16 protein-coding genes are annotated in these 11,544 nt (G+C 39.9%); 14 read left to right on the forward strand and 2 right to left on the reverse strand.

Features of this window, described 5'->3' with window-relative positions:
- Window positions 1-48 precede the first annotated feature (48 nt).
- The 13 genes from T356_RS0115230 to T356_RS19725 all read left to right on the forward strand — a co-directional run bounded on the left by T356_RS0115230 (window position 49) and on the right by T356_RS19725 (window position 10,190).
- Entirely contained in the window at window positions 49-1,005 is a 957-nt protein-coding gene (locus T356_RS0115230) for a DNA/RNA non-specific endonuclease (protein WP_026515234.1), read from the forward strand.
- Between the two features lie 172 nt (window positions 1,006-1,177).
- A complete protein-coding gene (locus T356_RS0115235; protein ID WP_026515235.1) occupies window positions 1,178-1,693 on the forward strand; it encodes a CbrC family protein in 516 nt (171 codons plus the stop codon).
- 14 nt (window positions 1,694-1,707) lie between these two features.
- Complete coding sequence (locus tag T356_RS0115240; RefSeq protein WP_242846626.1) at window positions 1,708-2,469, forward strand: MBL fold metallo-hydrolase; 762 nt, start codon at window positions 1,708-1,710, stop codon at window positions 2,467-2,469.
- Window positions 2,470-2,643: 174 nt separating this feature from the next.
- Entirely contained in the window at window positions 2,644-3,744 is a 1,101-nt protein-coding gene (locus T356_RS0115245; protein WP_026515237.1) for a radical SAM protein, read from the forward strand.
- Between the two features lie 205 nt (window positions 3,745-3,949).
- Entirely contained in the window at window positions 3,950-5,071 is a 1,122-nt protein-coding gene (locus T356_RS20590) for a helix-turn-helix domain-containing protein (RefSeq protein ID WP_051563481.1), read from the forward strand.
- 105 nt (window positions 5,072-5,176) lie between these two features.
- Window positions 5,177-5,950 carry a hypothetical protein gene (locus T356_RS0115255; RefSeq protein ID WP_026515238.1) on the forward strand — a complete coding sequence of 258 codons (774 nt, stop codon included), beginning with the start codon at window positions 5,177-5,179 and terminating at the stop codon, window positions 5,948-5,950.
- Window positions 5,951-6,110: 160 nt separating this feature from the next.
- A complete protein-coding gene (locus tag T356_RS0115260; RefSeq protein ID WP_155839057.1) occupies window positions 6,111-7,145 on the forward strand; it encodes a transglutaminase-like domain-containing protein in 1,035 nt (344 codons plus the stop codon).
- A 79-nt stretch (window positions 7,146-7,224) separates the two neighbouring features.
- Window positions 7,225-7,959, forward strand: coding sequence for a hypothetical protein (locus tag T356_RS0115265; RefSeq protein ID WP_026515240.1), 735 nt, complete (start codon window positions 7,225-7,227; stop codon window positions 7,957-7,959).
- A gap of 18 nt (window positions 7,960-7,977) precedes the next feature.
- A complete protein-coding gene (locus tag T356_RS0115270) occupies window positions 7,978-8,424 on the forward strand; it encodes a GNAT family N-acetyltransferase (protein WP_026515241.1) in 447 nt (148 codons plus the stop codon).
- Between the two features lie 138 nt (window positions 8,425-8,562).
- Window positions 8,563-8,985 carry a hypothetical protein gene (locus T356_RS19720; RefSeq protein ID WP_051563482.1) on the forward strand — a complete coding sequence of 141 codons (423 nt, stop codon included), beginning with the start codon at window positions 8,563-8,565 and terminating at the stop codon, window positions 8,983-8,985.
- The gene (locus T356_RS0115280; protein WP_026515242.1) at window positions 8,982-9,287 is read left to right on the forward strand and encodes a hypothetical protein; all 306 of its coding nucleotides are present in this window, start codon (window positions 8,982-8,984) and stop codon (window positions 9,285-9,287) included. The genes T356_RS19720 and T356_RS0115280 overlap by 4 nt, the downstream gene beginning before the upstream one ends.
- Window positions 9,236-9,442 carry a hypothetical protein gene (locus T356_RS21185; protein WP_155839058.1) on the forward strand — a complete coding sequence of 69 codons (207 nt, stop codon included), beginning with the start codon at window positions 9,236-9,238 and terminating at the stop codon, window positions 9,440-9,442. Before T356_RS0115280 ends, T356_RS21185 begins: the two co-directional genes overlap by 52 nt.
- A gap of 28 nt (window positions 9,443-9,470) precedes the next feature.
- Window positions 9,471-10,190, forward strand: a complete 720-nt coding sequence (locus tag T356_RS19725; protein ID WP_051563483.1) for a metallophosphoesterase family protein — start codon at window positions 9,471-9,473, stop codon at window positions 10,188-10,190.
- Window positions 10,191-10,327: 137 nt separating this feature from the next.
- Here T356_RS19725 and T356_RS0115295 read toward each other — a convergent pair whose 3' ends face one another.
- Both T356_RS0115295 and T356_RS21355 read right to left on the reverse strand, forming a co-directional pair.
- Window positions 10,328-10,600 (reverse strand): hypothetical protein, encoded by a 273-nt coding sequence (locus T356_RS0115295; RefSeq protein WP_026515244.1) that lies wholly within the window; start codon window positions 10,598-10,600, stop codon window positions 10,328-10,330.
- Window positions 10,601-10,620: 20 nt separating this feature from the next.
- The gene (locus tag T356_RS21355; RefSeq protein ID WP_255346984.1) at window positions 10,621-10,950 is read right to left on the reverse strand and encodes a type II toxin-antitoxin system RelE/ParE family toxin; all 330 of its coding nucleotides are present in this window, start codon (window positions 10,948-10,950) and stop codon (window positions 10,621-10,623) included.
- Window positions 10,951-11,181: 231 nt separating this feature from the next.
- Between T356_RS21355 and T356_RS0115305 the strand changes: the two genes are divergently transcribed.
- A complete protein-coding gene (locus T356_RS0115305) occupies window positions 11,182-11,376 on the forward strand; it encodes a tyrosine-type recombinase/integrase (RefSeq protein WP_026515245.1) in 195 nt (64 codons plus the stop codon).
- The last annotated feature ends 168 nt before the right edge of the window (window positions 11,377-11,544 follow it).

Genomic DNA, 11,544 nt, shown 5'->3' on the forward strand with positions numbered 1-11,544 from the left:
CACTGATATCATTAAAATGGTTTCATTGTTAGAGTGAAAGGTTTTTTGATGAAGAAAGTGCATTCCTTGATAAACAAAGTACTTGCGATGGTTGTGCTTGTCGGCATAACTATGAATACACCCGGAATATCAATTAAGACGGTCAGTGCGGATGGTGGGATTCCTAAATATTCAGATAAGGCTTCGATTGTACTTAATGGCAATAGTCCGGCGTTTGATGTTGGTGAGCTGACAACGATTTCTTTTGAGCGTTACGGTAAACTTGATAGACTTGGCAGATGTACTACGGCAGAAGCATGTATTGGAAAAGACCTGATGCCTACAGAGGCACGTGGTTCTATTGGCTCTGTTAAACCTTCGGGTTGGAAACAGAATAAATATCCGGGACTTGTAGATTCGGAGCCGCCTTATCTTTATAACAGATGTCATATGATAGGTTATCAGCTTACAGGAGAGAATGCTAATGAGAAAAATCTGATAACCGGCACCAGGTACATGAATGTTGAGGGGATGCTTCCATATGAAAACATGGTTGCTTCTTATGTTCAGCGCACCGGGAATCATGTGATGTATAGGGTTACGCCGATTTTTTCCGGAAACAACTTGTTATGCGATGGAGTTCAGATGGAGGCGCTTTCCGTTGAGGACAATGGGAAAGGGATACGCTTTAATGTTTTTTGCTATAATGTGCAGCCCGGCGTGATTATAGACTATGCGGATGGAAGCAACTACGCCGATGAGAATTATGTTTTTTCACCGAAAACACAGGATTTTAAGATTACTTCAGATTCGGCGGATCAGAATATTGAGAGAAACGCGCCTTCTTCAAATAGTGGTGATGGACAGACAGTTACATATATAGCAAATAAGAATACGAAGAAGTTTCATTATCCTTCATGCACAAGTGTGGACGATATGAAGGAAAAGAATAAATTGTATCATTACGGGACAAGAGATGAGTTGATTGATAAGGGATATGTTCCCTGCAAAAAATGTAACCCATAAGATTTATAAGAATGAATTGAGAGCCTTGCGGTGGAGAGAGCCGCGAGGTTTTTTATTTGGCAGTGTAGACCATGCTTCTTATGCGGTACTTTTTTCATAAGGATTGATATAATAGAACAAAGGCTTACCATAGAATGAGTTGGAAGTATTGACCTGGAATTGAGATGACTATATGGATAAGAATAAATTACCTAAGTTTAAATACCATCCCAATGTTTATGAATGCGGAGAAGTAAAGTTTAGTAAGGGCATTTGTAATTGTTGTGGCAAGGAAGCAGACGCTTATGTTCAGCATATGTATACAAGGGCGCATGTAGACTGTATCTGCATGGATTGTGTTGCAAGTGGCAAAGCAACAGAAAAGTTTGATGGCTCTTTTATTCAGGATGCTGATCCTATAGATAATGAAGCTGCTACAGAAGAATTATTTTGCAGGACTCCGGGATATTTGAGTTGGCAAGGTGAAAACTGGGTGGCTTGTTGCAATGATTATTGCGAATATATTGGTACGGTGGGCACAAAAGAATTGGAAGAACTTGGTATTGCGGATGATTTTTTTGAAGCAGACGGCTCTTTTGATGGGTATGATTTTGCACGTGAATGTTTGGGAAAAGATGGAAGTCTTTGTGGTTATTTGTTTCGGTGTTTGCATTGCGGAAAATACTATTTGCGGGTAGATGCAGATTAAGGAGGTCAACTAATATGAAGAACATCCAAAATTACAATGCAGCTAAATATGGCACTGACGGCACAGGTAGTAGCGAGTATAAGCGAGTTGCAGATGGCGTCTTTGAGAAGGCAGACGCCGAAGAATACGCAGAGGTAGAAGATCAAACAGAGGATAAAGATATGGCTGCAACGCTTCTTTATCAGGGACACGGCAGTGTAAGGATCGTCACAGGCGAAGGGAAAGCAATCTATATCGATCCGTTTATGGGCGATGGCTACAATCTTCCGGCGGATCTTGTCCTCATGACACATGGGCATTATGATCATACGCAGGAAAATCTGATTACTTCGAAGAATGAGGGATGTACTGTTATAAAATGGTCGGATGCTCTCAAAGATGGGGAGTGTCAGAATTATGATCTTGGGTTTGTATCCGTTGAAACTGTGGAAGCCGGCTACAACAGTAATCATGACGTTTCGGAGTGTGTCGGGTTCATACTGACATTTTCTGACGGCGTAAAGGCATATTTCTCCGGAGATACGTCAACGACGCCTTCGATGTCCGGATTTGTGGAAAAGAAGCTTGATTATGCTTTTTTGTGCTGCGACGGAGTCTACAACATGGATGCCGCGGAGGCGTCTGAGTGTGCAAAGATTATTGGTGCCAAGCACACGATTCCTTACCATATGGAACCTGCGAAGGATAAAAGCGGCTTTGATATGAGCGTGGCTGAGAGCTTTGATGCGCCTGGGAAGATAATACTTAAGCCCGGGGAAGAGCTGGTTTTGGAGTGATAGAAAGGTCTGACATTATGTCGGATCTTTTTTCACTTTGATAACAAAAATAATCATTGAAGAAAATAAAAATTGTGATATGATAATAAAAAAAGATTTTGCAAAATGTAATTGTATAAAATCGATGTATCTGTGAACAATTGTAGTTGGAAATAGTAGCAAGAGGTAGTATTTATGAAGGAATTTGATATTCAGGAATATATGACACGCGGAGTCGAAAGGGTGGTTTCGGATGCGATAAAAGCTACGCTTAAGAATCCAAAAGAAAGTGCCTACATGGCGAAATTTGCCATGGCATCAAGAGCTGCGTCAAAGAAAAGAGCAAGGCTGGAAACAGAGGGTGAGCATATTCCGCCGTTTCTCATTGCAAGTATAACAAGCAGTTGTAACCTTCATTGTGCGGGCTGCTATTCCAGATGCAACAATGCTACGGAAGATACTGAGCCTGTTCAGCAGCTTACAGACGATGAGTGGCTTAAGGTATTTGACGAAGCCGACGATCTTGGAGTCAGTTTTATTCTTCTTGCAGGCGGAGAGCCGCTTCTTCGCAAAGGAGTGATAGAGGCTGCAGGTAAGAAGCAGAATATACTGTTCCCGATTTTTACGAACGGAACATACATGGCAGATAAGTTTTTTGACATGTTTGATAAAAACAGGAATCTTATCCCGATAATGAGCATTGAGGGCGAAAAGGAAGCTACGGACAAAAGACGTGGCGAGGGAGTCTATGACAAGCTCGTTTCCAATATGGATGAGCTGAACAAGCGCGGGCTTATTTACGGTGCTTCAGTGACTGTGACGACAGATAATCTTAGGGATGTCTCTTCGGAGAGCTTCATTGGCAAACTGTCTGATAAGGGGTGCAAAGCAGTGATCTTTGTTGAGTTTGTTCCGGTGACGGATGATTCGGCACATCTGGCGCCGGGAGATGAGGAGAGAGAATATCTGAAAAAAGAGATCATGCGACTTAGGCAGGAACATCCGGAGATGGTATTTGTATCTTTTCCCGGAGATGAGAAAAGCTCAGGCGGATGTATTGCGGCCGGAAGAGGCTTTTTTCATATAAATTCTCATGGTGGGGCTGAGCCGTGCCCTTTTTCACCGTATTCTGACATAAACGTAAAAGACACGTCTCTGAGGGAAGCCATGAACTCAAGTTTGTTCAAGGCGTTGCAGAAAGAAGGCGTGCTTATTGACGATCATGACGGCGGATGCGTTTTGTATGAGAAGAGACATGAAGTGGAAGCGATTCTTGGAGACTTTTTAATTTTGTAGAGAAGTAGTATCATAATTCAATAAAAGAACTGTTGGAGGTTGATAATGGCCTAATTGTTCGCAACCCCCGTCCTTAGGGCAATAGGACTTACCGGACACACCTTGTCCGGTGCCGAAAACACGGCATTTCTCGCTTTGTGTCGTGGTGGCCTGAGGACATTTTTTTTATACTTCAATTATCCAAGGAGAGGAGGAGAGCAAATAATTGGATCAGCAAAAGGCAGGCAGATTATTAAAAGAGTTAAGACATGAAAAGCAAATGACACAGGAACAGCTTGCACAGGTTTTTAATGTGAGCTCAAGGTCGGTTTCTAGATGGGAGAACGGAACCAATCTTCCTGATATTTCGTTGCTGGTTGAGATTGCGGATTTCTATGATGTGGATGTCAGAGAAATAATTGAAGGAGAGAGAAAAAGCGAGATGATGGATAATGAAGTAAGAGAAGTGGCAACCAAGATGGCAGATTATGCCAATGAAGAAAAGGGGAAGCTTTTAAGAAGTATACAGATAATAAGCTTTGTCGGGGTGTTGGTTTTACTCTTGTCTATTGTGATACAGACAGCAGGCAATGCCGATAAAAACGAGGTCAATTATGGCGTTTTGTTTACAACATCAGTCGCATTGATCATTATGGGCGTCATTACTTTATATGTCACAGGATTACTTGAAAAGATAGTTAAGCATAAAAGGCTGGTTCTTTTTATGAAGATATCGACAGTAGTCGGAATGATCGTTGCGTTTTGGCGGGTGATTGCACTGTTTGGGGTTTTGGTGGTGTTGATTGTGGAAGTCTTTTTATCGCCGATCGAAGTATATGATGACGTGACACATTACAATGAATATATGTCTTTTTCCCATAACGAAGCTCCGTTCAAAGATGAAGAAAATAAATGGGATAAGGAAATGGACGAACATATATGGCCGGATAAGATCACGGACGATATGAATGTCGCGGATTATAAAATGGTTTACTATAATCCGTGGGATGCGCAGTATCTGGGGTATTTGGTGGTGGATTATTCTGCGGATGACTATGCGGAAGAGATGAAGCGGTTAAAAGAGTATGAGTCTACGGAATATGTAGGATATTACTGCGTTGAAGAGGAAAAAACTTATGAACTTCTTGCAGTAAACGCGGATTCATATCATGGATTCGTATATGCCCTTACTGATGGAAATGGCAGAATTATTTATGGTGAGCAGATATTCTGCAATTATTTTATGGATCTTAAGTATAATAAGTACATTCCTAAGGAGTATCTGCTTGATGGATTTGATGCCACCATAGAGTCGGATTATCGTAAGAAAATGATGGAGGGCAGATAGGGCTCTTTACGTAATATGACAGCATTTGTTACTTATATCTTGCAAAGCTATTAACTTTTTGATAACATATTCTCGATATATTAATGTATTTCGAGGAGTATTATTATGAAAAAAAGAATGGTAACTATGCTGATGGTAGTTGCATTTGTATTTAGTTCAACAGCATGCGCAAAGGATACAGGCGAGACTGTAGAGGAAGAGGCAGTTGTGGAAGTAAGCATAGATGCAGATTTGGCAATCAATGTGGCTGCGGAAGAGGCGTCTGTGGAAGCAAGCGTTGAGGCATCTGGCGAGGATGAGGCCGTTGAGGAAGAGTCTGAGGAAGTCTCCGGGGAAATAGGCATTATAGAGAACATTGATGATATTGACCAGAGCAAAGTTTATAAGAATGATGAATTTGGTGTTGCTATCGTTATCGATGATGATATGAAATTTGAACCCGAAGATGAACTTGGCGAAGGCGGAGATTCATTGGGTGCAAACAGTGATAATGTAATGCTTGAGTCTTTTAGCTATTATAACAGCGTTTATGTGGCACAGGCAGAATCTGCCAGTAGCCATAAAATTATAGATGCGTTTGTAGCAGACTTGTCTGAAAAGATGAAATATTCTGAAGCTGCTTTTGTAGAAATGGTATCTGTGCGCCGTAAGATTGAATTTGAGAAAGAATACAGCGAGGTAGAGGTACATACAGAAGATGCGGAAATTATGGGAGTTAAACACCGTGTTGTTTGTGTCACGATTACAGAGAATGGCCGTAATGCCTACATGACAGAGGCATATCTGATTAAGGACGGACGTCTTATGACAGTTTCGGCTTTTTCTGCTGATAAGGAAACTGCAGATAAGCTTCTTGGAAATCTTAAGAGATTTAAATGATAAAGAATATAATGATGGTGGACAGCCTTTTCCGGTACATAGGAGGTTGTTTTTATTTGTTCCGAAACTGTTAATTTGTATGGAAATCAGAAGCTTAATTGAGTAAAATTATAAAAGCATTGTAAATCGACATAAATATTACAGGCAGAAAGGAAAAACAATGATGAAACTCAGAAACAAAATTATAAGCATTCTTTTGCCGCTGACACTTAGCATTTCAGGCTGCTTGGGCGTGAACGTTCAGACAGTACAGGCTAAAGAAGTAACAGAAACTACTAAAACTACTGATAGCAAATTCTCTTTTAACCCGCATGTATGCCCGGAAGGCTTTTACAAGGCGTACGGTGAGGAGTATTGGACATCGTTCTTTAATCTGTGCGATGCTCTCAGAGAGGGAAAAGATACGTTCAAATGCGCGAGCGGAGATGCGTATGTGTGGTGCATGGTGGGAGGAGCGTTACCGAATCTTTTCCCTGCCGAAAGAAATTGTACTGAGTATCTCGGCCTCTATGACGGATATTCCAATGGCGTTGGAAAGATTTCTTACTCCATTCCCAAGGAAGAGTTTGTAAAAAGAGAACGTGAATTTGAGAAGAAGATTGAAGACGTATTAAATGCAAATGTCAAAAAGAGCGACACGGATTTTGAGAAATGCGCTGCTCTCTATAAATATATAGTGGACAATTATGCATATGATCATGATTATTTTGATGGCATGACAGCCGGCACGGTAAATAACTGGGAGTATGGCATATATAGAACATTCATGACAGGTAAGGGTATCTGTGGTAATCTTAGCGGATTGTATAATTATCTGCTTCTTCAGTGCGGAGTGGACGCGTATGAGTTCAATGATGCAGGAAGGGTACATGCGTGGTCTTATGTTGTAGCAGATGGTGTTGGATATCACGTGGATCCCACATGGGGCTTTTCACTGGAAAACTTCATGACTCCGAGCAGCGTTCGCAAAAAGAGATTGGAAGAAGGTAATATCACAGGTGCACTTGAGCCAATGTATTATTTAGATGATGTGCCGCTTAAAAAAGCAGGCATAGATTTTTCTGCAAATGACGACAGATTCGCGCAGCTTCGCAAAGGCTGGAAGATATTGGAAGTAGACAGAGACAGGAAAGTCATAAAATATGATTCTGAAGACGGAGTTAAAGAGTTTGCGTATGGAAAGTTGAATAAATGATCCGGTAAAAATATAGGCCTTCTATGATAAAATAAAGTGTCATAAGGAGGCCTTTTATGATGGAAAAGGAGAATGAGAAATGATTAAAATACCGAATCTTATTGGGGATGAGAAGGCAGATGCAATTGTGTCGAGATTCATCAACGATAGACTTATAAGAATAATGGAAGACATAATCCTCGATGAGGTTGTCTGGAAGATGGCGGAGCGTGGAGAGCTTGATCCTGAGGCGGCGTCAAAGAGTTTTGATGAGCTTGTTGATATATCGAAGCTTATTCCGAATATGGACTTTGCGGAGATGGTTTCTACGGATTATTTGCCGGAAAACTACCCGATAGAGCAGGCAAATGAGGCGTTTTTGGGTGTTTATAAGTTGTTGAAGTCAGAGGAGGAGTATGTTCCGAACAAGCTAATGGAATTTGTTCTTTTTTGCATCATTAATAAAGAGGTTGGCGAAGTTGATCTGATAAATTCCGATATGCTTAGCGGGATGTTTGATGGTATCGATGTGGAGTTTGATGGCTTTGAGGACTTTGACGATGATATCGAGGATAATCTTATTGATGAAGATGATGTCGAAGAGATCACAACGATAGAGAGACTTCCCGAGGCGGACCGAATCATTGTAAAGAATGCTGTTTTGGAGTTACATAAGGGCGGGCACGAAGGCGAGGAGCTTGAGAGTTTTGCAGAGAACTCTGTTGAAAAATATGAGGATCTTCGGGCGTACTTTGATATCTGTTTCATAGATACGGATTGCCTGAAGCTTGGTGAGTACACGGAAGATGAGCTTAAGAGTTTGGAACTCAATTAATTGCCGGGAGTTTTATCGATGGATTTTATTGTAAAGCATTTTAGTGAGCTCAGCGTTGAGGAGCTCTATGAAATATTGAAGACGAGATTCGAGATCTTTGTAACAGAGCAGGAATGCATATATCAGGATCTTGATGATAAAGATAAGGATGCGCTGCATGTCTTTTGCCTGAACGAGTCGGGAAGAGTTGCAGGGTGTCTTCGCGTCTTTTGGAGAGATGAAAAAAACGGAGTGGCTCAGATCGGAAGGGTGGTCACTCTTGAACACGGTAAAGGCGTCGGAGGAGCGATGCTTAAAAAGGGCGTAGAGGTAGCGAAAGATGTCTTTTGTGCAAAAAAGATATACCTCGAAGCTCAGGTCTACGCTATCGGATATTATGCAAAAGAAGGTTTCAAGGTGGTATCCGATGAGTTCATGGAAGATGGGATTCCGCATGTGAGGATGGAGCTGCGCACTAATAAATAATTAGTGCGACAGCCCTTTTCTGTTTTGGCAGTTACTGCCTATTCTTGGAAGATTGCTATTTTTATAGGATGAGAGGACCATTTGCTGAGTAAGAGCAGAAGATTATTTAAAGAATGAAGTTTTTGTGAGGACAAGTTAATGCGATACGAAAAAGAGCTTATAGATGCTATTTCTTCCGAGGACTTTGGGTTAACAGAACAAGTGCTGGAAAATATTATCGAAGAAGATGATTCTATCGAGTATGTCAAAGTGATTCTAAATCATATGGAAAAGAATCTAAACGTTTATTATGGCATGCCGGGGCCGGCAGTTCATTATGCTGAACGGTTCTATTTGAATGGCTATGAGAAATTGTTATATGAATCGCTTAAGCGAAAGCCTACACAACATACATTATGGATGCTAAATAGAATTCTTAATTCGCCGCAATTGGATGATAAAGATAAATATCTTACGCTTCTAAACGATATAGCTTCAGGTGCTGGTATTGATGCGGCTGTCAGTGCAGAGGCCCGAAGCTTTTTGGAGTATCATAAGGGTATTAATGGAGATTTGAGATGATAGAAGAATTTATTGAATGGACACAAAATAATGGATGGGATATTGAATTATCCGAAAAAGAAAATGATTTTCCTGAAGAAGAAAGAGCGAGGTATGGGAAGATACCTGAACAATGGTTAAACTTTGCATCAAAGTTTAACTATATTTCAAATTCTGAGGGAAATATATGGTTCCTTACCTGCTTTGATTTTACGGATTTTTGTAATGATTTTGAGGATATGAGCCTTGAGGCTGCATCTGATGATGATGAATGGAAAAAAGAATTACGAATTTTTGGGATAAAACAATTCCCATTGTCATGAGTGTTGGCGGTGATTATTACTATTATGGTATAGATATTGAAACAGGAAAGATTGTTGTAGCATATGAACCTGAATTTGAAGAGGTAGTTGAAGTTGCAGATACATTTGATGTGTTTATTCGGAAAATCATTGCAGGTGAAATATTATTAGTGTAGATAGAGTTTAATAATTGGAGATTTTGAAGTGAGTAGAGTGCTTGTAATTCCGGACGTACATTTAAAGCCATGGATTTTTGACATGGCAGACAGAATAGATGAGAGCAGTTATGATGATATCGTCATTCTTGGAGACTTGGTAGATGATTGGGGAAAAGGAAATGATCTGGACGCATATAGACAGACCTTGGACAGGGCTGCAGAATTTGGAAAAAAGCATGATAGGTCTTTGTGGTGTTATGGCAATCATGATGTATCCTATCTTTGGGATGCGATGGAATCAGGATACTCGGTTCAGGCAAGAATAACAGCTATTGAAGGTATTACAATGCTGGAGAATGTCATAGGAGAAAGATACAGATTTGTGCATAGGATAGATGATGTGCTTTTTAGCCATGCCGGCCTTACTGAGAATTTTGTGTTTTACTCATGTGGGTATCATGTGAAGGAGATTGATGATATTCTTGCGAAAATAAATCGTATGGGACAAAGAGAATTATGGAGGGACAGCTCACCGATTTGGGCGAGACCTCAGGCTGATTTCTACAGGATGTTCAGAGACGATATCTTTTATCAGGTAGTAGGACATACTCCTGTAGAGGAACCTCTTGATGTAGGAGGTGTGCTGACGTTGGATCTTTTTTCCACATATTCAAATGGAGAGGCACATGGAAACCAAAAGCTTTATATCGTGGATACTGCAACTCGTAAATATGAAGAAGCATTGTTTTTATTAAAGAGTAAATAATGAAGGCGCTTTCAGAAAAGGATCCGACGTTGATTTTATCAAAAGAAATGATATCTATATCATTGTAATGCAGATGAGGTATGTGTAGGATATTTAGTGAAATAGAAAAGGTCTCCGTAAAATGCGGAGACCATAAATTAAATCTTTTCGAGTTTGACTTTATATCCTAAAGAATTAATTACTGCTATAAAAGTTTTGTAATTGATTTTTTCTGCAGTTTCAGTATTTCTAAGTTTCTGTATAACGGTAGGGGATACATCAGCTTTCTGTGCAAGTGATCTTACAGAGACGTTTTCTTCCTCCATTTTTTGTATTATGAACTCTGAAAGGAGGAATTCTTCATATTCCTTATCAAAAAGTTTCTTTTGTTCAGGGTTATCAGTTATAAATTGATCAAATGTAGATTTCATATTTAGGGGTGCTCCTTTCATTACACATTATCTTGAGATGAGTTGTAATTGGCCATGTTTTTTAATGCAGTATCTTTTTTACTTTTTGGAAGCTTGTCGGATTTTTTTTGAAATGCATTGGTAACTATTATTTTCTTTCCAACAAAGAAAAAACATAAATATCTGTCAGGTTGAGGTTTGAAAGCGTAAATACCGTCGCCTTCATTTCTGAATTTAGTCTTATCGAAAATTACTCCAAAATCTCCCATTTTTTTCACGAGCATAAGAAATTTTCGTTTTTGAGAATCTGATGATTCGAGGAAATATTCATATGCTTGACTATAACCTTTTTTGTCATAATACCATTCAATGGTGTGGGATTCACCTTAGTAAATTAAGCAATTATCTTTATTCATATATATAGCGTATCATAAATGTGGTACAAAGACAATATAAATATATTATGCGATGCAGGCCCCGTTTTTTGAGCAATATATTTATCTGAGAATCTCGTTCAAAACGCGACTAACTGTAATTAAGGATTATAGAACACAACTCATATATGCATGCATACATATTGTACCAATATGGCCAGAGCAGGAATGAATCCTAAGACGCTACAATATCTGATGGGGCATTCGGACATAAGCATCACGATGAACGTATACACCCATCTTGGGCTTAATGATGCAAAAGAAGAGATGATCAGGATGCAGGAGTTTAACATGGCAAGGGGAGAGCTAAGAAAAGAATCAAAGATACAACCACTTTCCCAGAAAGCGTTTAGAGTTGTGTGAGTGGGGAAGAAGGAAAAGATAAGGAAAAAAGGGGAAAGAAGATAGGTGGGTAAAGAAAAAAGGATAGGGAGGCAAAGCGGATAGCCAAGCAATGTATCAAATAGGCAGCCTTTTGGCGTGGGCAGGGAATTAAGCTCATTCCAGAGGCTGTTTTTTATTGCGATTTGC

The sequence above is a fragment of the Butyrivibrio sp. LB2008 genome (genome assembly GCF_000621565.1).
Lineage (GTDB): Bacteria > Bacillota > Clostridia > Lachnospirales > Lachnospiraceae > Butyrivibrio.